Origin of the sequence: Enterococcus gilvus ATCC BAA-350, assembly GCF_000407545.1 — a bacterium.
GTDB lineage: Bacteria > Bacillota > Bacilli > Lactobacillales > Enterococcaceae > Enterococcus_A > Enterococcus_A gilvus.
Genome location: NZ_ASWH01000001.1, coordinates 760,794 through 786,380 on the forward strand (window position 1 = coordinate 760,794; position 25,587 = coordinate 786,380).

Sequence of the window (25,587 nt, forward strand, 5' to 3'; positions counted from 1 at the left end):
TCAATCAGGGAGGCGAGCACAATGTATAAAAATATAACAACTAATTTAATGGTTGCGAATGTAGAGACATCCATCACGTTCTATCAAGATACTTTGGGATTAGAGGTAGTCGCATCCGTACCTGCCGACGACCAATCCTTACAATTTGCTATTCTTTCAAAGGAGGAGCTCACGTTGATGCTCCAAGAAAAAAATAATTTGATTGAAGAGTATCCAATACTGACAACTGAAAAAATTACGCCATCCATCACGCTGTATATCACTGTTGAGAATTTTGAGGATTTTTACAAGACGATTGAACAGAACTATCCTATTTACAAAACACCACATAAAACCTTTTATGGAGCAATGGAATTTGCTATTGCAGACCCAGATGGCTATGTTTTAACGTTTACAGAATACAAAGAGGGGTGATTGGTAATGGACAATAATCTACAAATGATTCCTGGTATTGGGAAAAATATGGCGGCTCATTTGATAAATGCGGGCTTTCCTACAATTGCCTCGCTAAAAGAACAAGATCCAGAAGAAATTTATCTAAAGGATTGTGTAGTACAAGGGCAACCGGTCGACCGCTGCGCCTTGTATGCCTATCGACTAGCCGTTTACTATGCGGATCATGAAGGGCAGCTTCCAGCAAATAAACAAAATTGGTGGGATTGGAAAGACGAATAATTAGTTTTAATCATAAGAAACTTCACGACAGCCGTTATTTCTGTATGGCTGAAAGTCGTGAAGTTTTTTGTTTCAAGCAGTTCAGTTGCGCGGATTCTCTTCTTTGGTTTACACTTTCTTTACAATTGTCATGGAAGCGTTACAGTAGATTAAAAAGAAATTGATTTTCAACAGGTAGAATGGGTTTGTTGGTTTGAAAAAACCGAGTGGATTAGATTGAAGGAATCAGGAGGAGTAAGCCTTGGAGAATGAAGATGTAAAAAAAGCGCTCACGACGAAATCAAAGCGTGCAAGAATCGAACAAAGGGGACGTTTTATTAGTTTTATCTGTATCGCGTTGATCGTATTTGTCGTTGCAGCAATTTTCTATTTTGTAGCAAGTAAGGGGTTATCAACCTTTTTTGTAGATAAGATCAATGTATTCGACTTTTTATTTGGAACGGTGTGGAATCCCAGTGCGACTGGGCCGGATGGCAAACCGCTAGTTGGCGCGTTGCCAATGATTCTAGGTTCCTTTATGGTGACCTTTTTATCAGCGATTGTGGCGACCCCGTTTGCGATCGGAGCCGCAGTCTTTATGACGGAGATTTCTCCTACTAAAGGACAGAAATTCTTACAGCCAGTCATTGAGCTGCTTGTGGGTATTCCTTCTGTTGTTTATGGTTTTATTGGTTTGTCAGTGATTGTACCGTTTATTCGTTCAATTTTCGGTGGAACAGGTTTCGGGATATTATCTGGGACGTTTGTATTATTTGTTATGATTCTGCCTACCGTAACCACGATGACGGTAGATACATTAAAATCAGTGCCCCGCCATTACCGCGAAGCTTCGCTGGCTCTGGGCGGAACGCGTTGGCAAACGATTTACAAAGTTGTATTACGTGCTGCCGTGCCAGGAATATTGACGGCTGTCGTCTTCGGGATGGCTCGTGCCTTTGGTGAAGCTTTGGCTATCCAAATGGTTATCGGGAATGCTGCATTGATGCCGACGGGGTTGACGACACCCGCTTCGACTCTGACGTCGATCTTGACGATGGGGATCGGGAACACAATCATGGGCACTGTAGAAAACAACGTTTTATGGTCACTGGCGCTGATCTTATTATTCATGTCGTTAGTGTTCAATATTTTGATTCGTTATATTGGAAAGAAAGGGGAGATAACGAATGGATAAAGCGAAACGCGCGGACAAAATCGCGACAGCAGTCCTTTACATTGTCTCCGGTTTGATAGTTGCGATCCTGGCTTTTCTATTGCTTTACATTTTGATTCGTGGCTTGCCTCATGTTTCGTGGGAGTTCTTAACATCCCCTTCAAAAGCGTATCAAAAAGGCGGCGGAATCGGAATTCAATTATTCAATTCGATCTATCTGCTGTTGATCACCATGATTATCAGTTTGCCGATTTCTTTAGGAGCGGGAATTTATTTATCTGAGTATGCGAAGAAAAACTGGGTGACTAATGTCATTCGGACATCTATCGAAATTTTGAGTTCGTTACCTTCAGTAGTAGTCGGTCTATTTGGTTTCTTGATTTTTGTTATTCAGTTCGGATATGGCTTCTCGATTCTTTCTGGTGCATTAGCATTGACGCTCTTCAACTTGCCTTTGCTAACTAGAAATATTGAAGAATCCCTCAGAGCAATTCATTATACACAACGTGAAGCGGGGTTAGCATTAGGCCTATCACGCTGGGAAACCGTCACAAAAATTGTTGTTCCAGATGCATTGCCTGGGATTTTGACAGGAATCATTTTAAGCTCTGGACGTATCTTCGGTGAAGCCGCGGCGTTGATCTATACAGCTGGACAAAGTGCGCCGGCGTTGGATTTCACCAATTTAAACCCATTAAGCGTATCAAGTCCCTTGAGTATTTTCCGTCAGGCTGAAACGTTGGCCGTGCACATTTGGAAAATCAATACTGAAGGAACAATGCCCGATGGCAATGCTGTTTCTGCCGGGGCTTCTGCTGTTCTTATCCTAGCGGTACTGCTCTTTAACTTTGGCGCCCGCGCAATCGGTAAGAGATTGCACAGAAAAATGACGTCAACATAAAAAATTAAACCAAGATCGTTTCAACATTCGTACGAACAAGGAGAAATTCAATGAAAGAATATAATTGGGATGAACGTAACCTCATCAAAATGCCTGGCGAGGTCGCGTTGCATACAGAAGATTTGCATGTCTTTTACGGCGACAACGAGGCTATCAAAGGTGTAGATCTTGAATTTGAAAAAAATAAAATCACCGCATTGATCGGGCCTTCTGGTTGTGGGAAATCCACTTACCTACGCTCATTGAACAGAATGAATGATGGCATTGCTAGCGCGAATGTCACAGGGAAGATCGTATACAAGGATGTTGATGTCAATGCCTCAAATATTGATGTGTATGAAATGCGCAAACGTATCGGCATGGTATTTCAGCGTCCGAATCCGTTCAGTAAATCAATTCGTGATAATATCACTTTTGCTTTGAAGCAGCACGGAATGAGAGACAAACATCAATTGGAAGAAACCGTAGAAACAAGCTTGAAGCAAGCGGCTTTATGGGATCAAGTTAAAGACAACCTCGACAAAAGTGCTTTAGCATTGTCCGGTGGGCAACAGCAACGTCTGTGTATTGCACGAGCAATCGCGATGAAGCCAGACATCTTATTGCTAGATGAACCAGCAAGCGCGTTAGATCCAATCTCAACAGGAACAGTGGAAGAAACGTTGGTCCAATTGAAAGAAAATTATACGATCATTATTGTTACACATAATATGCAGCAGGCAGCTCGTATCAGCGATTACACCGCCTTTTTCTACTTGGGACATGTCATTGAATACGACCAAACAACAAAAATTTTCACGCGTCCGAAAATTCAAGCTACAGAAGATTATGTATCAGGTCATTTTGGTTAACCAAGAATTTTATAGGTAATCACAGTAGAAAAACTAGTGGAATGGTATACGGCTTGAACATAAAACTTATTTTCTGCAAGAAAATGAATTCCTATATACTGAAAAAGGATGCCAGTTCCACTTTTTGCAGTAATTAGTGACTGAAAAAGAAATAAAAAAGCAACGGATAAATACTAGTAGAAGTATTAGTGGAATGGTATACGGCTTGAACATAAAACTTATTTTCTGCAAGAAAATGAATTCCTATATACTGAAAAAGGATGCCAGTTCCACTTTTTGCAGTAATTAGTGACTGAAAAAGAAATAAAAAAGCAACGGATAAATACTAGTAGAAGTATTAGTGGAATGGTATACGGCTTGAACATAAAACTTATTTTCTGCAAGAAAATGAATTCCTATATACTGAAAAAGGATGCCAGTTCCACTTTTTGCAGTAACTAGTGACTGAAAAAGAAATAAAAAAGCAACGGATAAATACTAGTAGAAGTATTAGTGGAATGGTATACGGCTTGAACATAAAACTTATTTTCTGTAAGAAAATGAATTCCTATATACTGAAAAAGGAGAAAACTGAATGTCGAAGATTATTACTTCCAAAGACCTTCATTTATATTATGGCAAAAAAGAAGCGTTAAAAGGGATTGACATGGATATTGAAAAGGGCGAGATCACTGCAATGATCGGTCCCTCAGGTTGCGGAAAATCTACCTATTTACGCTGTTTGAATCGAATGAATGACTTGATTCCCGGTGTAACGATCACAGGCGGAGTGATGTACAAGGACAAAGATATTTATAGTCCTAAAACAGACACTGTCGAATTGCGAAAAGAAATTGGCATGGTTTTTCAACAACCCAATCCTTTTCCATTTTCGATTTACGAGAACGTCATTTATGGGTTAAAATTAAAAGGCGAGAAGGACAAGAACAAACTTGATCAAGTGGTTGAAGAAAGTTTGAAAGCTGCTTCTGTATGGAACGATGTGAAAGATAAGCTCCATGAGAGTGCGTTGTCTCTATCTGGCGGACAGCAGCAACGTGTCTGTATTGCTCGAGTATTGGCGGTCAATCCTGAAGTGATCTTAATGGATGAACCAACGAGTGCGCTAGATCCAGTATCTACCGGTAAAATAGAAAACATGTTGTTAGAACTGAAGGAAAATTACACTATTATTATTGTGACACATAACATGTCGCAAGCTTCACGAATATCCGATCGTACAGCCTTTTTCTTACAAGGAGAGTTGATCGAATTTGATAAGACCAAGAAAATTTTCTTAGATCCTTCGAGACAAGAAACCGAAGACTATATCTCAGGGAAATTTGGTTAGTAGGCAATTTGATAGAGAAGATTGATAGTTATAAGGAGGGCAAAGATGTTACGCACACAATTTGAAGAAGATCTGCTGAATCTTCACAATCAATTTTATGAAATGGGTATGATGGTCTCAAGTGCCGTACACAAGTCGGTTCGTTCATATATTGACCACGATAAAAAATTAGCACAAGAAGTTATTGACCATGATGTTGAGATCAATAATATGGAAGTTCGTTTGGAGAAAAAAAGTTTTGAGATGATTGCGTTGCAGCAACCTGTCACAACAGACCTGCGAACGATCATTACTATCATGAAAGCCAGTTCTGATTTGGAACGAATGGGGGATCATGCAGTATCCGTAGCAAAATCAACCATTCGACTAAAAGGGCTGCCTCGAATTCTAGAGGTTGAGAAAGAAATCAATGAGATGTCCAACTATGTGAAGAAGATGGTGGACAATGTTCTGATCGCTTACGTAAAAACAGATGAAAAAGATGCTCGGATGATCGCGAAGATGGATGAACGAGTAAACGATTATTTCCAAAAAATCTATGACATGACCACAAATACGATGGAAAAAGAATCTGATACAATCATCAGCGGAACCGACTATCTTCACGTGGCAGGGTATTTAGAACGCGTTGGGGATTATGTGACAAACATCTGTGAATGGATCGTATACTTAGCGACTGGGAAAATCACTGAACTAAACAGCAATCGAAATGAAAACTTTTAAACGAATGGCCAGCTAGATTTTCTAGCTGGTTTTTTTCTATATATAATAGGAAGAAACACACCCGTTAAGAAGTCGGATAAAAAGATGGGTCTTTAGTCCTATGACAAATGATTCAAAACCATGCATAATATGAATGTAAACAAAAGTATGTATTTGCTTTTTGAAGGAGGCAATTTCTATGAATGAAAGACAACGAATTTTAGAATTAGTCAAAAAAGGTATTTTATCGACTCAAGAAGGTTTAGATTTATTAGAAAGTATGGCCAAGGCAAAGGATGAAGCGCAAATCAAGCAAGCTGCTGATAAAGTGGATTCTTATCACCGTGACCAAGCAACCAATTTAGTTGATGAATGGGAAAACAAAAAAAATGCAGAAGAAGCGGATGGGTCTGAAGAACAGGACTTGGAAGATCTTGAAGCTTACTTCGATGATTTAGCGACAGAAGCCAATCAAATTTCTGCTCATATTGATGAAATCAACCGGAAGAAGAACGAATTAAAAGCGGCTCTTCATGAAAAAGAAGAAGTGTTGATGGAATTAGATACGAAGGAAGAATTGGATACATTATCAGAAGAAGATGATAAAATCCGTGAAACCGTCCAAGAAGAAATTGATGAGCTGAAGGAACAAATCGCCGCGTTGCAGGAACAAGTCGATGCACAAGAAGAAAAGTTGAAAAATGTACAAGACGATCAAAATGAAACACGCAAAGAACGTACACGTGCACGGTTTGATATTCCAGATGATTTGAAAGATCAAGCAACTGAGACATTCTCACAAGTTGGTGAAAAGCTTGGAGAAGCAGGGATTCAATTAAGTCGTTTGATGAAGAAAACGTGGAAGACGGTTTCTGATACTGTAGAAGAAAACGTGGATTGGAAAGACTTCAACGTGAAAGTTCCTGGTTTAGTAACGTCTAAGTTTGAACACCAATTCTTATATACAGATGTGGAACCTACTTTGCTGGACATTAAATTAGCGAATGGGAAAGTTACCTTAAAATCATGGGATGACGCAGCTATCAAAGTAGATGCGAAAATCAAACTTTATGGTAAAATGAATGAAGCAACGCCGCTTCAATCGCTATTAGAACGTAGCCAAATTGAAGTAAACGATGAGCACATCTCATTCCAGATCCCAAATAAGCGTGTCCAAGCAGAGTTAGTTTTCTACTTGCCAAAACGGACGTATGACCACGTAGCAGTTAAATTATTGAATGGTGATTTGACTGTTGAAGAGATGGATGCTAAAGATGTCTATGCGAAATCAACGAATGGCAATATTATGTTCAAGCATATCGATGCGACGATGCTTGAAATCCAAGGTGTTAATGGGAATATCGAGATCCGCGAAGGTGCGATCTTAGATTCGATCATTGAAACTGTTAATGGGAATATTACGACTCAAGCAGCGATTCAAAACTACGGCATTTCATTGGTAAATGGAGATGTCAAATTGACCGCTGGACATGATAGCCTACAAAAAATCAAAGCAAGCTCAGTGAACGGAAACGTCAAAGTTTCTTTAGGAAAAACAGTTGGACTAGAAGGATTAGCCAAAACAAGCTTAGGCAGTATCAATGATCGCTTATCAAACTATGAAGTAATCAGAGAGAAAAAAGAGAAAACAAACCGCTTATTGCAATTTCGTCGGGTTGCCGATGAAATGGTGAAAATCGATGTATCAACAACGACTGGTAGTATTTTCTTGAAAGATTTTGACAATTAAGAAATAATAAGGAAGGAAGATTCATATGCAAAAGAAATTACAAAAGTCACGAACAAATGTGGTACTGACAGGTACCTTAGCAGGGATCGCCGAATACTTCGGGATTGATCCAACAATTGTGCGTGTCATTTATGTTTTCTTGAGTCTCGTCTTGATTGGCTCACCAGTCATCCTCTACATTTTATTGGCGTTAGTGATCCCATCAGCACCAAGAGGCAGAGATTCTTATGGACATAACAATCCCTATTATGGGAACAATGACTACAATGATTATGAAAAAAAATCGTCCCGCCAACGAAAGAAAGCGGACAAAATCGATGAAGATGACTGGAGCGACTTTTAATGACTTACCTACAGCGCTTAATAGCTAATGCACTGATTTTCATTTCACTATCGGTGCTCTTTCCTAATCAGGTATATGTGGAAAGTTTAATGATGGCTGTTGCTGCAAGCTTTGTCCTATCAATATTGAATACGCTAGTGAAACCAATCTTGATTTTTCTTTCACTGCCATTAAATATTTTGACCTTGGGACTGTTCAGCTTTGTGATTAGCGCTGGTATGTTGCAAATGACTTCCAACCTATTAGGAAATTATCGCTTTGGCTTTTCTAGTTTCGCGGTCTCCATATTGGTGGCGATCGTCATGGCTATTGTCAATGCGATCGTTTCGGATCATAATATCGATAAATACGCGGACAGATAAATTTAGTTACCCTTTAAGCTGTAGATAGACTCCCTCGTGTGGAGAATGTCTACAGCTTTTTACATGGAAAAAATGAAAGACAGATGTTCGAGGATGCTTGCTCTCACTGTCTCTCACGCAGCAGCGTTGTCTGGCTTTCGTCATTTTTTGAATAACAAAACGTTAGCCAAATTACTACTGCCGTATCTTGATTCATTAATGTTTAGTAAAGCCTTTTCCTAAGATTGGCGGAGAAGCTTGTCTGAACCTAGTCACCCTATGGATAAAATGATAAAATAGAGCGGAAGTGTAGAAAAGAGGGATTATATGGCTGAAACAGTAAAAGTAAAAGAACTAGTTGATAACCTTTCATTGGAAGTGGTCACGGGTGATGAAGAAAGTCTTGAGCGGGTCATCACCACCGGCGATATTTCTCGTCCCGGATTAGAGTTGACGGGCTATTTTAATTATTACTCCCATGACCGGTTACAACTTTTTGGAAATAAAGAAATTACATTCGCGGAACGAATGATGCCGGAAGAACGTTTGATGGTTTTGCGGCGTATGTGCAGCGACGATACGCCTGCTTTTATTGTTTCTCGCGGCTTGACACCGCCAAAGGAAATGATCGAAGCGGCGAGTGAACGGAACATTCCGGTGTTGAGTTCACCTATCTCGACCTCTCGGTTACTAGGTGAGATTTCTAGTTACTTGAATGGCGGCTTAGCACCGCGGACGAGTGTTCACGGTGTATTAGTGGATGTTTATGGATTAGGTGTGCTGATTCAAGGGGACAGTGGGATTGGTAAAAGCGAGACTGCGTTGGAGTTGGTAAAACGAGGCCATCGATTGATTGCGGATGATCGAGTAGATGTTTATCAACAAGACGAATTGACACTGATTGGTGAACCGCCAAGAATTTTGCAGCATTTGATCGAAATTCGCGGGATTGGAATTATCGATGTCATGAATTTATTCGGTGCCAGTGCAGTTCGCGGATCGATGCCAGTGCAGTTAGTGGTTTATTTAGAAAGCTGGTCTAAGGATAAAAAATATGATCGTTTAGGCAGCGGCAATACTGAAGTGGAAATTGCGGAAGTGAAAATTCCTCAAGTGAAGATTCCAGTGAAGACCGGACGCAATGTTGCGATCATTATTGAAGTAGCAGCAATGAATTTCCGGGCACGTACAATGGGCTATGATGCGACGAAGACCTTTGAAGATCGTCTAACCCAACTAATCGAAGAAAATTCGGGGCAATAAAATGCTTGCTCAAGTAAATCGTGTTGCCTTTGATTTGTTTGGTCTTCAAATTTATTGGTATGCGATTATCATTGTTTCAGGAATCGCGATTGCTTTGTGGTTGTCTACTCGTGAGGCGCTGAGAGTGGGCTTAAAAGAAGATGATATGTCAAACTTCCTTCTTTTGGCACTGCCGATTGCGATCATTGGTGCACGGTTGTATTATGTGTTGTTTGATCTGCCGATGTATCTTGCGGACCCGATCCAAATTTTTAATACACGCAGTGGCGGACTTGCCATCTATGGCGGCTTGATTGCGGCTGTGATTGTATTGATTGTGTATACCCGGCATCATTTCATTGATCCATGGCTGTTTTTGGATGTTGTGGCTCCGAGTGTCATGCTGGCACAGGCGATGGGCCGTTGGGGGAATTTTACAAATCATGAAGCCTATGGCGGTGAAACGACGCGTCAATTTTTAGAGAGTCTGCATTTGCCACAATTTATTATAAATAATATGTATATCGACGGGGCTTTTCGCCAACCAACCTTTTTCTACGAATCGATGTGGAGTCTGTTAGGCTTCCTCATCCTTTTGTTTATTCGAAAAAATGTGCGCATCAAACGTGGCGAGATCTTTTTGGGCTATGTCACGTGGTACAGTTTTGGACGCTTTTTCATCGAAGGGATGCGAACAGATAGCTTGTACTTGTTCGGCGGGATTCGGGTATCTCAACTATTATCCTTGATCCTTTTTGTCGGAGGCCTAGCATTGTTCTATTACCGCCGCAAAATACGCAAAGATGTGAAGCTATATGCGCGTGATCAAGGAACTAATCAAGCTTTAATATAAGAGAGCTCCTTTTACTGACTGTGCTATGATTATGTCAGAGGATCGACACCAATTATGGGATCTTAGGAAAACGCACCAAGCCTATTGTTTGTTTCAATGAGCATAAAGATAGAGTGTAGAGAATAAAAATCAACTATAGTATCTATGGAAACAAGGATGTTATTACGAACTAGGAGGAAATCTCTGTGAAGCAAAAAGTTGCAGTTTTAGGACCGGGCTCTTGGGGAACCGCGCTAGCACAAGTGTTAGCTGAAAATGGCCACGAGGTAAAAATCTGGGGGAACCACGAAGCTCAAATTGACGAAATCAATACGTACCATACCAACCGTCATTATTTGCCGGATCTAAAAATTCCAGAAAGTATCAAAGGTGAAAAAAGTCTGAAGGAAGCCGTGAAGGATGCGGACGCGGTATTATTCGTGGTCCCTACAAAAGCGATTCGTTCGGTTGCACAGGAATTTGCTAAAGTATCTGAAAATAAACCAGTGATCGTCCATGCAAGTAAAGGATTGGAACAAGATACTCACAAGCGGATCTCAGAAGTGTTGACAGAAGAGATTCCAGAAGCGCATCATCAAGGTGTCGTTGTTTTATCTGGGCCAAGCCATGCGGAGGAAGTCGCAGTTCATGATATTACGACGATTACTGCGGCAAGCGAAGAGGAACAGCTTGCTTCTTATGTACAAAAACTGTTTATGAACGACTATTTAAGGATTTATACAAATCCAGATGTGATCGGTGTAGAAACAGGAGCAGCATTAAAAAATATCATCGCCTTAGGTGCAGGGGCTTTAGCGGGTCTTTCTTATGGGGACGACGCAAAAGCAGCAATCATGACCCGCGGATTAGCAGAAATCAGTCGTTTGGGTGTGGCGATGGGCGCGAACCCGCTAACATTCATTGGTCTGAGTGGTGTAGGGGACTTGATCGTAACCTGTACATCTGTGCATTCACGTAATTGGCGTGCCGGAAACCTCTTGGGCAAAGGGAAAAAATTAGATGAAGTATTAGACAACATGGGCATGATCGTCGAAGGCGTATCTACAACAAAAGCGGCGAAAGAATTGGCTGACAGCATGAACGTCAGCATGCCGATCACTGAAATGATCTATGATGTTTTATACAATGATAAAGACGTCCGTCAAGCTTGTCGTGATCTGATGACGAGAGAGGGCACGTTTGAAAATGAATTTACTTTATAAGAGAAAGAGTGGGAAAAAATATATGCGTGTAAAAAAAGCAGTCATTCCAGCAGCAGGTTTAGGAACAAGATTTTTACCAGCTACAAAAGCGATGGCAAAAGAAATGTTGCCTATCGTCGACAAGCCAACGATTCAATTTATCGTTGAGGAAGCATTGAAATCAGGTATCGAAGACATCTTGATCGTTACCGGAAAAGCCAAGCGGCCAATCGAAGATCATTTTGATTCAAATATTGAATTAGAAATGAATCTGCAAGAAAAAGGAAAAACGGATCTGTTGAAATTAGTGGAAGAAACAACAGATGTGAATCTGCACTTTATTCGCCAATCCCATCCTAAAGGATTAGGTCATGCAGTGTTACAAGCGCGTGCATTCGTTGGCAACGAACCGTTTGTAGTGATGCTAGGCGATGACTTGATGGAAGACACCGTCCCTTTGACAAAACAATTGATGAACGATTATGAACAAACACACGCGTCTACGATCGCTGTTATGCGCGTTCCTAAAAATGAAACGTCTAAATATGGGATCATTAACCCAGGGGAGGAAGTTTCTAAAGGCTTGTTCAATGTGAAAAATTTTGTTGAGAAGCCTAAACCAGAAGAAGCACCAAGTAACCTGGCGATCATTGGTCGTTACTTATTGACTCCAGAAATTTTCGATGTATTGGCTACACAAAAACCAGGTGCAGGCAATGAGATCCAATTGACGGACGCGATCGATACATTAAATAAAACGCAAAGAGTGTTTGCACATGAATTCAACGGCAAACGTTTCGATGTTGGAGATAAATTTGGTTTCATGACAACGAGCATCGAATATGGCTTGAAGCATCCAGAAATCAAAGATAAATTGCACGATTACATCATTTCATTAGGAAAAGAATTAAGCGGACAAACAAAAACTAAAAAATAATCAATAAAGCGCAGAGTTAGCTCTGCGCTTTTAATATTGTTAGTTATTTTAAAATATCAAATCATTGGATTTTAGAATGTAAATTATCACTATAACGAATAGAAATTATTTGTTATTTTGTTATATAATATCTTTTGAAAATAACGAATACGAAAAGGAGAATGAATTGAAAACTTCCCGGTTAAATAGAGAAATCGTCATTGATTGTGCGATGGGCCTGGTCTGTGAATCTGGCATTGATGGATTGAGGTTGAATAAGATTGCGGATCGCTTGGAGGTTAAATCCCCCTCTTTGTACACCCATACAGGGAGCGTTACAGAATTACGTCAAGCAGTGGTCGAACGAGCGATGGAGGATTTCCGTGAGCTCTTAGTAGATTCACTGATGGGCAGATCGAATCTATGTGCCTTCGTCGAGCTTGGAAAAACTTGGGCTTGCTATGCGAAGGATCAAAATGCCTTTTATACTGTATTTTACGAAAAAGGATACATAGACTCTTACAAGAAAAGCATTTCTGCTTTTTTAAGAGCCGCATTTAATCGAATCTTTTTTGAATGTGAACTTTCCGATCAGGAGGTCATCCAAGTTGAGCGTGTAATGACTAATTATTTTAGAGGACATGCTGAGGGCTTCGCCGACAACAGTATCAGTGAGAAAGACCTAGTTAGTGATCTAGAGATCATATACAACGGTGTTCTTAAAAACTTTATGAAGGTATCTCAATAGTTTTATTGAGGTGCTTTTTTTATTCCTTTGTGAATAAAGCTCTTTCTCTTTCATTAATTTCTCTGAGAATGGTATAATTTAAGTTATCATAATGAGTGAAAAATGAGAGGGGCGATTAAATGAGTTTAGGTGGCATTGCCGCAATTATTGCCGCATTGGCATTTGTTGTGTTGGTGATATTTTTAGTGCGTGTCTTAAGTCAGGTGTCAAAAACAGTAGAAAAAGTGGAGACGACTGTGACAGAGGCCAATACAACGATTGATGTTCTTACCAAAGATGTAGATGTACTCATGCAGCAAGTGGAAGGCTTATTAGTGAAAGGCAATCATTTGCTGAATGATATTAATGGAAAAGTAGAAACGATCGATCCATTGTTTACAGCGGTGGCAGATTTAAGTCAGAGTGTTTCAGATTTAAATACGAGCAGCCGCAATTTGGCAGGGAAAGTCAGCGGCGTTGGAAAAAACGCAGCGAAAGTCAGTGTTGCAGGAAAAGTGGGCACATCAACAATGAAATTCTTTAGAAATCGCAAAACGACAACGAAAGCGGAGGGATAAGAATGGCAAAAAACGGAAAATTTTTAACAGGTGCATTAATCGGAGGAACAGCTGCTGCAGTGGTGGCGTTACTATTGGCTCCAAAATCTGGAAAAGAACTACGTGATGACTTGACGAAAAAGACAGACGAGTGGTTGGACTTAGCATCTGATTACACCGACGAATTTGTTGCTAAAACCAATGAAATGGGTTCGATCGTAAAAGATCGTGCTTCTGATTTAAGTGATCAAGCAAGCGATCTTGCGTCAAATGTCAAAGGTAAAGTGAGTGAGTCTAAAGAAGACATGGACGACATCACCTCTGACACACTCGAGGATCTGAAACGTCAAAGCACAGACTTATCTGATCGTTTCCGCAAGGCTGCCAGTGAGGCAAAAGATGTTGCTGAGGATGCTTCAGAGGATATTGTCATTACTGTGAAAGAAACGGAAGCAGAGGCAAAGGATACAGTATCTGAAGGCGCCGCAGCTTTGGCTGAAAAGAGCAAAGAGCTGAATGAAGAAACACCTGATTTTTCTGAAGTAAAAGAAGAATTAAAAGAAGAAGTCGAAAAAAACAATCCTGAATAACAAAAACAGGTCATAGAAGTACCTATAAAAAAATGGACCCCAAAAGAAAGAGTAGCCTCTAACTTTTGGGGTCCGTTTTGTTTTTATAAAACGATTAATTCTTTTGATGTTTTAGTGAATGGAACACAGCCATCTTTTGTCACGTAGACACAATCTTCGATACGGACACCTACATCATTTGGCAGGTAAATACCTGGTTCAATGGAGAAGCACATGCCTTCTTTAACAACTAAATCATTTCCACCAACGATCTGTGGGAACTCATGAATCGTTGTACCGATTCCGTGTCCTAAGCGATGATTGAAATAATCACCATAGCCGTGCGCTTCGATCACGTCACGAGCAATTTTGTCTAGATCGCCGCAAGTAATACCAGGTTTTACAGCTTCCTGCGCTTTTAATTGCGCTTCTAGCACGATATCATAAATATCTTTTTGGTGATCGGTCGGTTTCCCGCAGGCTACGGTTCGTGTAGCATCGCTGCAATAGCCGTTGACGATCGTACCTAGATCGAATAAGACCAATTCATTTTCCTTGCAGGTGTTTTTTCCTGGAGTTCCGTGGGGACTCGCTGCATTTGGCCCTGCCAGTACTTCCGTCGGGAAGGACATTTCTTTAATGCCTTTTTTCTTCAGCTCGTACTCGATCTCAGCCACGATCTCTTCTTCTGTGATACCAGGCCGCACGTGTCTAAAGCCAATTTCAAATGCTAGATCAGCCGTTGATCCTGCTTCAATCAAGCGTTGGCATTCTTCTTCGGTTTTATATAATTGCAATTCTTGGACTAACGGAGTCATATCCGCTGAAAAATCAGCAGCAGGAAAGGCATCGCTTAATCGTTGGTAGCGATCTAAAACCAATTGATTTTTTTCTAAAGCTATTTTCTTAGGAGATCCGTAACGTTTTTTGATTTCTTCAACAATCAAAGAAAAAGGATCTTGGCTATCCAAATAACCGACAACGTCATACTCAAAACTACTTGCTTTGGCATCTTCGACTTCTAAGCCGGGAGCAAAAAGAAAAGGGTCCTTTTCGATTGGGATGAACAACGCCAGCACACGTTCCATTGGGTTGCTTTCAAAGCCAGAGAAGTATCCGATATGGCTTGCATCAGAAACATAGGCTAAATCCACACCATTTTTTTCCATCCATTTTCGCAGTTCTAAAACTTTTTCTTGGTTCATTCATACATCCTTCTTTCCTTTAACGTTATATTGATTGTAACACTAATAAAATTTATTGAAAAATGATTCTGTTGAAACGCTTACAACGAATTGAGGAAAAATGTGTAAAACGGTTGCAATCGGTGAAACAACGTGCTATTATCTTTTAGAAATGTAAATGATATTTTCTGAAAACATTATTAAAGGAGCATATCCATGGAAAAGCAAACAATTACGATTTATGATGTTGCCCGTGAAGCCAACGTTTCAATGGCGACCGTCTCACGTGTGGTCAACGGCAACCCAAACGTGAAACCAACAACACGTAAAAAAGTGTTAGAAGTTATCGAACGTCTAGATTATCGTCCAAATGCAGTTGCACGAGGACTAGCAAGTAAAAAAACAACGACTGTTGGTGTAATCATTCCTGATGTCAGCAATATGTTTTTTGCCTCATTGGCCCGCGGGATCGACGACATCGCGACAATGTACAAATATAATATTATTTTAGCCAACTCTGACGGCGAAGCACAAAAAGAAGTCAACGTATTGAACAACCTCTTGGCTAAACAAGTGGACGGCGTGATCTTTATGGGTCATCGTATCACTGACGAAATCCGTGCGGAATTTTCTCGTTCAAAAACACCGATTGTTTTAGCTGGTTCTATTGATCCAGATGAACAAGTTGGCAGTGTAAACATCGATTATAGAGCAGCAACAAAAGAATCGATCGACTTGTTAGCAAAACACGGCAACAAAAAAATTGCTTTCATCAGCGGCGCCTTGATCGATGCGATCAATGGACAAGCGCGTATGGGCGGTTATAAAGAATCATTGACTGAAAATGGTTTGGACTACAATGAAGGCTTGATTTTTGAAGCAAAATATAACTTTAAAGAAGGCTTGGCATTGACTGACCGTATCTTGAATAGCGGAGCGACAGCAGCCTACATTACCGATGACGAATTGGCGATTGGCCTGTTAGACGGTTTGATCGATAAAGGGGTGAAAGTGCCTGAAGACTTCGAGATCATCACAAGCAATGATTCATTGCTTACAGAAGTTTCTCGTCCACGTCTAAGCAGCGTGACACAACCCTTGTATGATATCGGTGCGGTAGCAATGCGTCTATTAACAAAAATGATGAACAAAGAAGAAATCGAACAAAAAACGATCGAATTGCCACACGGCATTTTCGAAAAAGGTTCAACAAAAGAATGATTTTAAAAAGGGCTGCACCTGTTAGGGTGCGGCCCTTTTTTTATTTAGATGGGTTTAAATAGAAAACCTTACATGGTCGATGGGTGTCGGCGTGCAAAATCAAAAAAGCGAAATTTGTCGACTTGATGGCGACTCTCGGTATATTGAAATTGACGAGCGTCACTAGTGAAAACCCGACTTTTTACGGAAACGATATTGATGTCATGTTGATTCAAATCAAGCAGCTCGCGGTCCTCTCCAGTCAAAGCATCAATCGTGATTTCTTTTTCTGCAAAGGAGATATTGAGACCTAATTGATTCTCGAAATAACGATAGATCGAATCCTTCGCGATCTCAGTATCCAGTTCAGGAACGATCGTTGTTAGCAGGATATCCTTATCGAGGATCACTTTTTTTTGATCAATGGCTCGGGTGCGGATCAGCTCCCAGCAGATAGATCCTACTTCAAACCCGGTTATGCGAGCAATTTTTTGGTCGATCTCAATTTTTTTTAGACTGACAACCTCAGTGTTGCTTTCATAGCCGTAAGAGTTTTGTAATTCTTTGTAGCTAGTCAAACCGGATACAGGGAAACGTAATTGCTCTCGCTTTAAGACAAGGGAGCCCTTGCCTTGAATTTTTTGAATGTAGCCATTCGCCATTAAAAGCGACAACGCTTTGCGAATCGTATCCCGAGAAACATGGTAGGTCTGACGTAGTTTGTTTTCACTGGGTAAGTAAGAACCCGCTTCATATACTTCCTTTAAAATTCCCCGTTCGATCGCTTGGTAGATCACTTCATAATTTTTCATGTATATCCTCCTCTCGAAACGCACATACCTTCTCAGTTAGACACACGATGCGTGTTTAGTGAGAATAATGCCAAATTTCAAACTTGTCCGTATAGGCATAATCATTATACAAAGAATAAAAACGAAAGTAAAACGCTTTCGGATCACCACTAAATATTAAAATGAGAAAATTCTTATTTTTACTAAAACTTGTCGGGTGATTGCCCAACCTGTCCGTAACCATCGTACCAATAGTTGGTAAATAAAATTTGTTATTTGAGTTTATTATTAAGATTCTCTAATAAATAGTTTTTGACATAAAATGTAAGCGATTTACAAAAATGTTGAAACCTTATATAGTAAAGATAGCAATCGAACTTATCCATACAAGTTAAATTATTCGGAGGGAAAAAACATGGGGAAATATGAAAAGGATACGAAGGAGCTTCTCGAGGCAATTGGCGGCAAGAAAAATATTTCTGCTGTGACACATTGTGCCACACGGATGCGTTTTGTATTAAACGATCCAAAAAAAGCAGATGAAGCACGTATCGAAGACATTCCTAGCGTAAAAGGAATGTTCACCAATGCAGGCCAGTTCCAAGTCATTATTGGAAACGATGTCGCCGTTTTTTACAATGAATTTGTCAAAGCATCTGGAATTGAAGGCGTTTCAAAAGAAGCCGCAAAATCCGCGGCGAAGCAAAATCAAAACCCCGTCCAACGGGCCATTACTGTTTTAGCAGAAATTTTTACCCCTTTATTACCAGCAATTATTGTCGGCGGTTTGATTTTAGGATTTCGAAATATTTTGGAAGCTGTTCCGATGGGGTGGCTCAATGGACAAACAATCGCTGAAGCTTCTACTTTTTGGAACGGCGTCAACGGCTTCTTATGGTTACCAGGTGAAGCGATCTTCCACTTCTTACCAGTTGGTATTACCTGGAGTATCGCTCGCAAGATGGGCGCGACGGAGATTCTTGGAATTGTCCTAGGGATCACGTTAGTCTCCCCGCAATTGTTGAATGCCTATGCAGTAAATGGAACAACTGCTGCTGAGATTGCAAAGAATTGGACTTGGGATTTTGGTTTCTTTACCGTTGATAAAATCGGGTACCAAGCGCAAGTTATTCCGGCGATGCTGGCAGGATTCCTGCTTGTTTATCTAGAACGGTTCTTCCGTAAGCATATTCCAGAAGCGGTTTCTATGATTTTTGTGCCATTCTTCTCATTGATTCCAACGATCCTGGCTGCACATATTATTTTAGGACCAATTGGCTGGAAAATCGGAACAGGGATATCTGCGGTAGTTAATGCAGGATTAACATCAAGCTTCAGCTGGTTATTCGGCGGAATATTCGGAGCGCTCTATTCGCCTCTGGTTATCACCGGCCTGCACCATACGACCTTAGCGATCGACTCGCAATTGATCGCGGACTTTGGTTCAACGAATTTATGGCCCATGATCTGTTTATCAAATATTGCTCAAGGGGCTTCGGTTTTAGCAATCGTATTTGCTCACCGCGGCAATAAGAAGGAAGAACAAGTATCCATTCCATCCGTGATCTCTGCCTGGTTAGGGGTAACGGAACCAGCCATGTTCGGGATCAACCTGAAATACACCTATCCATTCATCGCAGCGATGATCGGCAGCGGTATCGCAGGACTGTTCGTTACATTATTCAAAGTACGGGCATTATCAATCGGTGTCGGTGGACTGCCGGGAATTTTAGCCATTCGTCCGCAAGACTATTTGATCTTCGGGATCGGGATGCTGATTGCGATCGCCGTACCGTTCATTTTGACTTTGACTTTCCGACGCATCGGTTTGTTCAATAAAATTGATCGTATCGAAGAGGAAAATGTTCCTACATTAGGGAGTGAGGCGCCTAAAAAAACTGGCGCTGTAGTTGAATTATTTGCGCCGATCGCGGGTATGCTGCATCCTTTGAGCAGTGCGAAAGATCCTGTTTTTGCGGAAGGGATGATGGGACAAGGCGTGGTCATCGATCCTAGCGAAGGGAAATTGTATGCGCCCTTCGACGGACAAATCAGTCTGCTTTTTCCAACGAAGCACGCAATTGGCTTAGTGAGTGATGAGGGAACAGAAGTATTGATCCATATTGGGATCGACACCGTTCAGTTAGACGGCCAATATTTTACAAGCCATGTCAGTCAAGGCGACAGTGTGAAGCAAGGCCAGCTCTTGATGGAATTTGATATGGATGCTATCAAAGCGGCAGGCTATGAAGTACAGACGCCGATTATTGTGACCAATTCAACGGATTATCAAGTAGATCCGCTGTTAGAAGAAGCAAAAGTCACAAATGATGAAAAAATCTTGATCGCAACACAATTGTAGAAATCGGAGGATGAGATGAGTTTTAAAGAAAAAGTAATCTATCAAATTTACCCTAAATCGTTCTTAGATACGAATCATGATGGCGTGGGGGATCTACTAGGAATCAAGCAAAAAATTCCTTATTTAAAACGCTTGGGAGTGGATATGATTTGGATAAGTCCAATCTACCCAAGCCCGCAAAATGATAATGGCTATGATGTGGCAAATTATACAGCGATCAATCCAATGTTCGGAACCATGTCTGATTTTGAGAATTTGATGAAGACAGCAAAGGAACATGGGATTGAAGTCATGCTGGATATGGTTTTCAATCATGTCTCAACAGACCATGAATGGTTCCAAAAAGCGTTAGCAGGTGAAAAAAAATACCAAGATTACTTTATTTTACGAGAAGAACCAACCGACTGGGTCTCAAAATTTGGAGGAAATGCCTGGGCGCCTTTTGGAGAAACAGGGAAATATTACTTGCATCTTTTTGATAAGACACAGGCGGACTTGAATTGGCGCAATCCCGAAGTGAGAGAAGAACTGTATGAGGTCCTGCGTTTTTGGATGGACAAGGGAGTCAAGGGCTTCCGCTTTGATGTTATCAATTTGATCGGTAAAGATGAGGTGTTGAAAGACTGTTCCGAAAATGATGGAAAACCCGCCTATACGGATCGGCCGATCAACCACGATTACATTCATGGAATGAATCAAGAGACGTTTGGCAATGACGACGAAATAATCACAGTAGGTGAAATGAGTTTTACAACGGTCGGGGAATGTATTTTATACACGAAGCCCGAACGGAAAGAATTAAACATGACCTTCAATTTCCATCATTTGAAGGTGGACTATCAAGATGGAAAAAAATGGACACAAATGCCTTTTGATTTTGCGAAGCTGAAAGAATTGTTTCATACTTGGGGAACGCAAATGAGTGAGGAGAATGGATGGAATGCTCTTTTTTGGAATAATCACGATCAGCCGCGCGCACTAAATCGATTTATTGATGTGGATAACTACCGCGTAGCCGGAGCGAAAATGCTGGCGGGTGCGATTCATCTGAACCGAGGCACACCTTACATTTATATGGGAGAAGAGATCGGGATGCTGGACCCGGACTTCGATACGATGGAACAATACGTCGATATAGAAAGTCTAAATGCGTACCAAGAATTACTCGTTGAAGGAAAGACAAAGCAAGAAGCCTTTGAGATCGTCAAAAGAAAATCCCGTGATAATTCCCGGACGCCGATACAGTGGGACAGCGGTGAGTACAGTGGATTTTCTAAAGGGACTCCCTGGATAGGACTAGGAAAATCAGCAAATGAAATCAATGTGGCAAAGGAGTTGCAAGAAGGCTCTATCTTTAGCTACTATCAACAGCTGATCAAACTTAGAAAAGAGTATCCTGTGATCGCCGAAGGAAGCTATGAAGCCTTTCTGCCGGATCATCCGCAGCTTTATGGGTACATCCGCCGATTAGACGGTCATTCCTTGCTCGTGTTGAACAACTTTTTCCCGCAGGAAACAACGATCGAGGTGCCTGAGGAATTTGCTGCTGGGCAGGTGCTGATTGATAATTACAGCACAGAAGTGGTTGGTAAAGAGCTGACCTTAAAACCGTATCAGTCACTAGCGATTTATCGTTAAGAAAGACGCGTGAGCATTTTGCTCACGCGTCTATTTTGTTAAATCGATTCGTTTATTTATTAAATAGATCAGTACACCGCCTAATCCCATAGAGAGCAGTTCCCCTAAACCAATGATCAGCCAATTAAAGAAAAATGGTGCTTGATACAGCACAGTCAATTGACCCGCAATGGTGAACATGGAAAAAGAAAAAAGCAATGCGGTAACGATCATTTTTTTCTTAAGACTTGCGATATTTCTAGTAATTCCTCGACAAATGAGTAAAACGATCAAGGTAGAAATACTGCCAAATAAAACATCGACAATTCCAAGCGGAGAAGCCAAGTTGGCAATCGCGACCCCTAAAGTCACTGCAAGGGTGTACCGCTTATTGAAAAGCGGTAAATAGTTGAACATTTCCGCCAATCGAAATTGGATCGCGCCAAAGCTGATGACAGATAAAACGACAGTTACTGCAACGTACAGTCCTGTTACAACGGCCATTTTTGCCGTATCGGTGGTCGTCCAGCGTTGCGCTGAACTTTTCTCAAGATGCATCGTATCATTCTCCTTTACGAGACAAGGCCTCGTTGATAACTGCGACCAAAGGATTGAAGTGCCGCAGTGCGATTTTCTCGCTAAACTTCATGATAGAGGATTCCAAAAAAAATGCAAGCTATTTTAACAGCCACCCGCCATCGATCGGCAAAATAGTCCCTTGCATATAGCGGGCGTGATCACTTGCTAAAAACAATGTCGCATACGCAACTTCATCAGGAGTCGCCCAGCGTTTAACGGGCGTTTCTTCAGCGACCCACTTAGCCATGTGGCCGTCGCCAGCAAAGTCCGCTTGATTCATCGGAGTCTGGATCGCTCCCGGTGCCAGAGCATTGACGTGAAGACCCTCCGCAGCATAATCCAATGCCAATTGTTTCGTGAAGCCAACGATGGCATGCTTGCTGGTCGTATAAGCGATGCCGCCTCCACCAGCGACAAGGCCAGCGATGGAAGCCATATTGATCACCGTCCCCTGGTTTTCAAGGAGCTCAGGCAACACCAATTTAGTGAGGGTATAGGTTCCTTTTATATTGGTATTTAAAATTCGATCCCACAAATCTTCCTCCGTCTCTGCTAAGGGCAAGTAGGCATCCAAAACACCTGCAGTATTCAGTAAAATAGCGATTGTTCCGAAAACCTCATGGCAGGTTTGAATGGCTCGCTGCAAATCGGTTTTAGTACGAACATCCCCAAGACAAAAAGAAAACTGTTCAGGGAATTTTTTTTGTAGTTCAAGAAGAGGTTTTTCTTGCAGGTCAAAGGCAAAAACATGGGCACCCGCAGTTAAAAATGCGTGGGCTTGAGCCGCCCCGATACCAGAAGCAGCGCCTGTGACAAAGACGGTTTTATCAGAAAAATCAAAAGTCATCATTCGACGATTTTCCAATCATCTGCCAAAATATCGCAAACCGTTGGTGCAAAGCTGGAGAATCCTTCGTCGGCTGTTTTGATCAAAAAATAAGGAGTAACGGGGGAGCCATCAAATTGCTCGCCTTCTACCAATGTTACATAGAGTTCAAAGCCGCCCCAGCCATCACGAATGATTTTAGCGCCTTTTTTTAATTCAGGTAAAATTGCTTCAAAAGTCATTTTATTCTTCCTCCGTTCAAAATAAAGTTGCTGTTGGTAGAATACCAAAAAGCCAGAAGCGCTACAAGTAGATAAAGGAGTGAGGGTTCTATTTATACGCGCAGAACACAAAAAACCTCTCTACTTAAAAAAGTAAAGAGGAGATAAAATCTAGTCGTTTGTTTTTGCGTCGTCGTCTTTGTTTTTAGTACTGGTTTTGTTTCGAGAATTCCAATAAGTTTTGTAATCATCGTCATTTCCACCGATACCAAACTCATAAGTATTGTCGGCTGGACCATCTTTAGCCCATAGTGAGGTGGTCTCACCACCCGGTACTTGATACGTTGTTCCGTTGTGACTGACCTTGCCAGGTTTCAAGCCAGTAAATTCAGAGACTTTGGTCTGTTTCACATCGCCAGAGAGTTCGAATTTCTCGTTTTCCCCGAAGACGCTTGGATTTACCTGATAGATTCGTCCTGCGAGATAGGCCATATAGGTCGCCGTGCGATTTCCCGCACCGTCCACCATCGGCTTGTTGTCGTCTCGCCCAGTCCAAGTACCTAAGGTGATCGTAGGAGTGGAAACGACCAGCCAGTTGTCGGCATAATTATCCGTTGTTCCTGTTTTCCCTACCCAATCGGCCGTACTTAGCGGATAATTTACACCGCTTAAGATCGATTTAAATGGCGTCGTGTGCTGTTCATTGATCACACTGCGCATTAAATCATTCATGATTGAGGCCGTTGCTTTGGAGTAGACTTGAACAGGATTTTCTTTGTGTTTGTAAATCTCTTTCCCGGTACTGTCTGTAATCGAGTCGATCAGGTATCCTTGTTGATACACCCCGTCATTTGCTAATGTTTGGAACCCATTTACTTCAGTCAGGGTCGAGACTTCTGTCGTTCCTAATGGCGCAGACTCCACGCCCCAGTTGTTTGAAGTAGGGTAGTTCATCTTCTTCAGATAGTTGTCATAAGCAAATTGATCAGAGCCTTTATTAGTCAGCATGTCTTGATAAACATGATAGGCTGTGATATTTGTAGATTGGACCAATGCTTCCCGTGTTGTTTGGAAGGTTTTAGATCCTTTGTTCTCAGCATTTTTCAATTCTTTTCCGGCATTCTCACCATGCTGATACTTCATTGGATAGTCAGCGATCCGCGATTGACTGCCTAGTAGACCTTGATCAATAGCAGGTCCATAGACCAACATCGGTTTGATGGACGAGCCTGCTTGCCGAACGGTATCGAAGGCATGATTGTTTTGGTTTGTATTGTAATCGCGACTGCCGACGAACCCGTAGATTCGACCGGTTTTGTTGTTCATCATAACTGTTCCCGGTTCAATCGTTGCACCAGAACCATCGTCAAGATATTGTCCATATTCAGCAACGCCTAATTGCATCGCGTCATAGATGTTCTTGTCGATCGTTGATTTTACGATCAATCCTTGATTTTGCATTTTGACTTTGGCTTGTTCAACGTAACGATTACGAACTTCTTCTTTGCCGTAATCCGCATCACTGATCCCGTCTTCTTTGGCCTGCTGCTTAGCAACGATCGTGATTGCTTCATTATAAACGGTGTAGTATAAGAAGCCGTGCTGCTGAACTTCCATGTCTTGTCGAGCTTGGAAATCTTTGGACAGATCATAGTTTTTTGCATCGTCATATTCTTTTTTAGAAATCATTTGTTCGCGGTACATATTGAAAAGCACGTCATTTTTCCGAGCCATCCCTAAAGAAAAATCTTGTTTCAAATCCCCCGTGTTGGTGTAGGGACTGTATACAATCGGACTTTGCGGCAATCCAGCGATAAAGGCAGATTGCGGCAGGTTTAGATCCTTTGCATGTTTTCCGAAGATCCCAATGGCTGCTTCTTCCACACCAGCAATGTTTTGTCCTTTGTTGTTTCTACCGAAAGGAGAGACGTTCAGGTAGGCTGTTAGTATCTCGTCTTTGCTCAGATATTTCTCTAAGTCCAATGCTAAGACGATCTCGTTGGCTTTCCGTTTGAAGGACGTCTCGTTGGTCAAAACTTGCTGTTTGATCAATTGTTGAGTAAGCGTCGACCCGCCGGAACCAGCTCCGAAGCCGACCACTTCACCAAGCAGCGCACGTACGACAGCCTTTGGAACGACCCCGTGGTGTTTATAGAAGTTTTCATCCTCCGTAGCAACCAATGCTTTTTTTACCCATTCAGAGATTTCATCTGAATTAATCTTTTCACGAATGGGGTCCGCTTGAATCGTCGCCAGTTCCCGATCGTCAGAATAAAGTAGTTTAGATGATTCTGCGATATCGCCAACCTTTTGCTTCATTTCTGATTTTGTCGGTGTTGGCGTACCTTCAACAAGGTGTGCAAAATACCCAGCTCCAATACCAACTACAAGCATACCGCCTAAGAAAAGCACAACGATCAATCCGAGCAGGAGAGACTTGATTACTCGAAGCGAAACATTCAGGGCAAAAGGTCCGCCCAAAGTAGCGTTTGCTCTGCTGTTGCTCTTTTTCGGTTGCTTCTTTATTTTTTTCTTGTGAGCCAAAAAGTCCACCTCATTAGATTCTATTCATTTTAATTATCTGTTGAATTATAGCAAAGTTTTACTTCCATTAACAAGCGGATGCAATGTTTGTAATCAAAACTTCAACTAATTGTTAAGTAAAACAAAACAAACATTATTATATTGTTCGGCTTTTGCCATTCGCTCCACCTTT

General features: G+C 41.4%; 26 protein-coding genes. 20 read left to right on the plus strand and 6 right to left on the minus strand.

The features are described 5' to 3' along the window. The first annotated feature begins 21 nt into the window (after window positions 1–21). From I592_RS03725 to I592_RS03805, 17 genes are all read left to right on the plus strand, one after another. Window positions 22–414, plus strand: a complete 393-nt coding sequence (locus tag I592_RS03725) for a VOC family protein (RefSeq protein WP_010781557.1) — start codon at window positions 22–24, stop codon at window positions 412–414. Between the two features lie 6 nt (window positions 415–420). Continuing rightward, entirely contained in the window at window positions 421–675 is a 255-nt protein-coding gene (locus I592_RS03730) for a helix-hairpin-helix domain-containing protein (RefSeq protein ID WP_010781556.1), read from the plus strand. 241 nt (window positions 676–916) lie between these two features. Further along, window positions 917–1,849 carry a phosphate ABC transporter permease subunit PstC gene (gene pstC, locus I592_RS03735; RefSeq protein ID WP_010781555.1) on the plus strand — a complete coding sequence of 311 codons (933 nt, stop codon included), beginning with the start codon at window positions 917–919 and terminating at the stop codon, window positions 1,847–1,849. Beyond that, window positions 1,842–2,729, plus strand: coding sequence for a phosphate ABC transporter permease PstA (gene pstA, locus I592_RS03740; protein ID WP_010781554.1), 888 nt, complete (start codon window positions 1,842–1,844; stop codon window positions 2,727–2,729). Before pstC ends, pstA begins: the two co-directional genes overlap by 8 nt. Before the next feature lie 50 nt (window positions 2,730–2,779). Further along, window positions 2,780–3,580 carry a phosphate ABC transporter ATP-binding protein PstB gene (gene pstB, locus I592_RS03745; protein WP_010781553.1) on the plus strand — a complete coding sequence of 267 codons (801 nt, stop codon included), beginning with the start codon at window positions 2,780–2,782 and terminating at the stop codon, window positions 3,578–3,580. A 574-nt stretch (window positions 3,581–4,154) separates the two neighbouring features. Next, window positions 4,155–4,910 carry a phosphate ABC transporter ATP-binding protein PstB gene (pstB, locus tag I592_RS03750; protein ID WP_010781551.1) on the plus strand — a complete coding sequence of 252 codons (756 nt, stop codon included), beginning with the start codon at window positions 4,155–4,157 and terminating at the stop codon, window positions 4,908–4,910. A 45-nt stretch (window positions 4,911–4,955) separates the two neighbouring features. Next, window positions 4,956–5,633 carry a phosphate signaling complex protein PhoU gene (gene phoU / locus I592_RS03755; protein ID WP_010781550.1) on the plus strand — a complete coding sequence of 226 codons (678 nt, stop codon included), beginning with the start codon at window positions 4,956–4,958 and terminating at the stop codon, window positions 5,631–5,633. 178 nt (window positions 5,634–5,811) lie between these two features. Next, window positions 5,812–7,362, plus strand: a complete 1,551-nt coding sequence (gene liaX / locus I592_RS03760) for a daptomycin-sensing surface protein LiaX (protein ID WP_010781549.1) — start codon at window positions 5,812–5,814, stop codon at window positions 7,360–7,362. Between the two features lie 25 nt (window positions 7,363–7,387). Beyond that, on the plus strand, window positions 7,388–7,705 hold the full coding sequence (locus I592_RS03765) for a PspC domain-containing protein (RefSeq protein ID WP_010781548.1): 318 nt from the start codon (window positions 7,388–7,390) through the stop codon (window positions 7,703–7,705). Continuing rightward, on the plus strand, window positions 7,705–8,067 hold the full coding sequence (locus I592_RS03770; protein WP_010781547.1) for a phage holin family protein: 363 nt from the start codon (window positions 7,705–7,707) through the stop codon (window positions 8,065–8,067). The genes I592_RS03765 and I592_RS03770 overlap by 1 nt, the downstream gene beginning before the upstream one ends. A gap of 306 nt (window positions 8,068–8,373) precedes the next feature. Beyond that, entirely contained in the window at window positions 8,374–9,309 is a 936-nt protein-coding gene (gene hprK / locus I592_RS03775; protein ID WP_010781546.1) for an HPr(Ser) kinase/phosphatase, read from the plus strand. Between the two features lies 1 nt (window position 9,310). After that, window positions 9,311–10,141 carry a prolipoprotein diacylglyceryl transferase gene (gene lgt, locus I592_RS03780; protein WP_010781545.1) on the plus strand — a complete coding sequence of 277 codons (831 nt, stop codon included), beginning with the start codon at window positions 9,311–9,313 and terminating at the stop codon, window positions 10,139–10,141. Between the two features lie 185 nt (window positions 10,142–10,326). Beyond that, window positions 10,327–11,343 carry an NAD(P)H-dependent glycerol-3-phosphate dehydrogenase gene (locus tag I592_RS03785; RefSeq protein WP_010781544.1) on the plus strand — a complete coding sequence of 339 codons (1,017 nt, stop codon included), beginning with the start codon at window positions 10,327–10,329 and terminating at the stop codon, window positions 11,341–11,343. 22 nt (window positions 11,344–11,365) lie between these two features. After that, complete coding sequence (gene galU, locus I592_RS03790; RefSeq protein WP_044926408.1) at window positions 11,366–12,259, plus strand: UTP--glucose-1-phosphate uridylyltransferase GalU; 894 nt, start codon at window positions 11,366–11,368, stop codon at window positions 12,257–12,259. A gap of 166 nt (window positions 12,260–12,425) precedes the next feature. Next, a complete protein-coding gene (locus I592_RS03795) occupies window positions 12,426–12,986 on the plus strand; it encodes a TetR/AcrR family transcriptional regulator (RefSeq protein WP_010781542.1) in 561 nt (186 codons plus the stop codon). A gap of 119 nt (window positions 12,987–13,105) precedes the next feature. Beyond that, window positions 13,106–13,543: a DUF948 domain-containing protein gene (locus I592_RS03800; RefSeq protein ID WP_010781541.1), complete on the plus strand. Its 438-nt coding sequence runs from the start codon at window positions 13,106–13,108 to the stop codon at window positions 13,541–13,543. 2 nt (window positions 13,544–13,545) lie between these two features. Beyond that, window positions 13,546–14,112 (plus strand): YtxH domain-containing protein, encoded by a 567-nt coding sequence (locus tag I592_RS03805; RefSeq protein ID WP_010781540.1) that lies wholly within the window; start codon window positions 13,546–13,548, stop codon window positions 14,110–14,112. 83 nt (window positions 14,113–14,195) lie between these two features. On the opposite strand, the gene I592_RS03810 is transcribed toward I592_RS03805, so the two are convergent. Beyond that, window positions 14,196–15,296 carry a M24 family metallopeptidase gene (locus I592_RS03810; protein WP_010781539.1) on the minus strand — a complete coding sequence of 367 codons (1,101 nt, stop codon included), beginning with the start codon at window positions 15,294–15,296 and terminating at the stop codon, window positions 14,196–14,198. Between the two features lie 195 nt (window positions 15,297–15,491). Between I592_RS03810 and ccpA the strand changes: the two genes are divergently transcribed. After that, window positions 15,492–16,496, plus strand: a complete 1,005-nt coding sequence (gene ccpA / locus I592_RS03815; protein ID WP_010781538.1) for a catabolite control protein A — start codon at window positions 15,492–15,494, stop codon at window positions 16,494–16,496. A 68-nt stretch (window positions 16,497–16,564) separates the two neighbouring features. On the opposite strand, the gene treR is transcribed toward ccpA, so the two are convergent. Continuing rightward, window positions 16,565–17,287 (minus strand): trehalose operon repressor, encoded by a 723-nt coding sequence (gene treR / locus I592_RS03820; RefSeq protein WP_010781537.1) that lies wholly within the window; start codon window positions 17,285–17,287, stop codon window positions 16,565–16,567. Window positions 17,288–17,681: 394 nt separating this feature from the next. Between treR and treP the strand changes: the two genes are divergently transcribed. Together treP and treC are read left to right on the plus strand one after the other, a co-directional pair. Beyond that, window positions 17,682–19,628: a PTS system trehalose-specific EIIBC component gene (gene treP / locus I592_RS03825; protein WP_010781536.1), complete on the plus strand. Its 1,947-nt coding sequence runs from the start codon at window positions 17,682–17,684 to the stop codon at window positions 19,626–19,628. A 15-nt stretch (window positions 19,629–19,643) separates the two neighbouring features. Then, window positions 19,644–21,266, plus strand: a complete 1,623-nt coding sequence (gene treC, locus I592_RS03830; RefSeq protein ID WP_010781535.1) for an alpha,alpha-phosphotrehalase — start codon at window positions 19,644–19,646, stop codon at window positions 21,264–21,266. A gap of 30 nt (window positions 21,267–21,296) precedes the next feature. Here the strand turns inward: treC and I592_RS03835 are convergent, their stop codons facing one another. The 4 genes from I592_RS03835 to I592_RS03850 form a co-directional block, all read right to left on the minus strand. Continuing rightward, the gene (locus tag I592_RS03835; RefSeq protein WP_010781534.1) at window positions 21,297–21,803 is read right to left on the minus strand and encodes a QueT transporter family protein; all 507 of its coding nucleotides are present in this window, start codon (window positions 21,801–21,803) and stop codon (window positions 21,297–21,299) included. Between the two features lie 118 nt (window positions 21,804–21,921). Further along, window positions 21,922–22,674 (minus strand): 3-oxoacyl-ACP reductase, encoded by a 753-nt coding sequence (locus tag I592_RS03840; protein ID WP_010781533.1) that lies wholly within the window; start codon window positions 22,672–22,674, stop codon window positions 21,922–21,924. Next, window positions 22,671–22,892: a DUF2829 domain-containing protein gene (locus tag I592_RS03845; protein ID WP_010781532.1), complete on the minus strand. Its 222-nt coding sequence runs from the start codon at window positions 22,890–22,892 to the stop codon at window positions 22,671–22,673. The genes I592_RS03840 and I592_RS03845 overlap by 4 nt, the downstream gene beginning before the upstream one ends. A 150-nt stretch (window positions 22,893–23,042) precedes the next feature. After that, window positions 23,043–25,415, minus strand: coding sequence for a transglycosylase domain-containing protein (locus I592_RS03850; RefSeq protein WP_010781531.1), 2,373 nt, complete (start codon window positions 25,413–25,415; stop codon window positions 23,043–23,045). Window positions 25,416–25,587: the final 172 nt, after the last annotated feature.

Coding starts and splice junctions, on each gene's coding strand:
- I592_RS03725 (WP_010781557.1), top strand. CDS start 22: ATGTATAAAAATATAACAACTAATTTAATGGTTGCGAATGTAGAGACA.
- I592_RS03730 (WP_010781556.1), top strand. CDS start 421: ATGGACAATAATCTACAAATGATTCCTGGTATTGGGAAAAATATGGCG.
- pstA (WP_010781554.1), top strand. CDS start 1,842: ATGGATAAAGCGAAACGCGCGGACAAAATCGCGACAGCAGTCCTTTAC.
- pstB (WP_010781553.1), top strand. CDS start 2,780: ATGAAAGAATATAATTGGGATGAACGTAACCTCATCAAAATGCCTGGC.
- pstB (WP_010781551.1), top strand. CDS start 4,155: ATGTCGAAGATTATTACTTCCAAAGACCTTCATTTATATTATGGCAAA.
- phoU (WP_010781550.1), top strand. CDS start 4,956: ATGTTACGCACACAATTTGAAGAAGATCTGCTGAATCTTCACAATCAA.
- liaX (WP_010781549.1), top strand. CDS start 5,812: ATGAATGAAAGACAACGAATTTTAGAATTAGTCAAAAAAGGTATTTTA.
- I592_RS03765 (WP_010781548.1), top strand. CDS start 7,388: ATGCAAAAGAAATTACAAAAGTCACGAACAAATGTGGTACTGACAGGT.
- I592_RS03770 (WP_010781547.1), top strand. CDS start 7,705: ATGACTTACCTACAGCGCTTAATAGCTAATGCACTGATTTTCATTTCA.
- hprK (WP_010781546.1), top strand. CDS start 8,374: ATGGCTGAAACAGTAAAAGTAAAAGAACTAGTTGATAACCTTTCATTG.
- lgt (WP_010781545.1), top strand. CDS start 9,311: ATGCTTGCTCAAGTAAATCGTGTTGCCTTTGATTTGTTTGGTCTTCAA.
- galU (WP_044926408.1), top strand. CDS start 11,366: ATGCGTGTAAAAAAAGCAGTCATTCCAGCAGCAGGTTTAGGAACAAGA.
- I592_RS03800 (WP_010781541.1), top strand. CDS start 13,106: ATGAGTTTAGGTGGCATTGCCGCAATTATTGCCGCATTGGCATTTGTT.
- I592_RS03805 (WP_010781540.1), top strand. CDS start 13,546: ATGGCAAAAAACGGAAAATTTTTAACAGGTGCATTAATCGGAGGAACA.
- I592_RS03810 (WP_010781539.1), bottom strand. CDS start 15,296: ATGAACCAAGAAAAAGTTTTAGAACTGCGAAAATGGATGGAAAAAAAT.
- ccpA (WP_010781538.1), top strand. CDS start 15,492: ATGGAAAAGCAAACAATTACGATTTATGATGTTGCCCGTGAAGCCAAC.
- treR (WP_010781537.1), bottom strand. CDS start 17,287: ATGAAAAATTATGAAGTGATCTACCAAGCGATCGAACGGGGAATTTTA.
- treP (WP_010781536.1), top strand. CDS start 17,682: ATGGGGAAATATGAAAAGGATACGAAGGAGCTTCTCGAGGCAATTGGC.
- treC (WP_010781535.1), top strand. CDS start 19,644: ATGAGTTTTAAAGAAAAAGTAATCTATCAAATTTACCCTAAATCGTTC.
- I592_RS03835 (WP_010781534.1), bottom strand. CDS start 21,803: ATGCATCTTGAGAAAAGTTCAGCGCAACGCTGGACGACCACCGATACG.
- I592_RS03840 (WP_010781533.1), bottom strand. CDS start 22,674: ATGATGACTTTTGATTTTTCTGATAAAACCGTCTTTGTCACAGGCGCT.
- I592_RS03845 (WP_010781532.1), bottom strand. CDS start 22,892: ATGACTTTTGAAGCAATTTTACCTGAATTAAAAAAAGGCGCTAAAATC.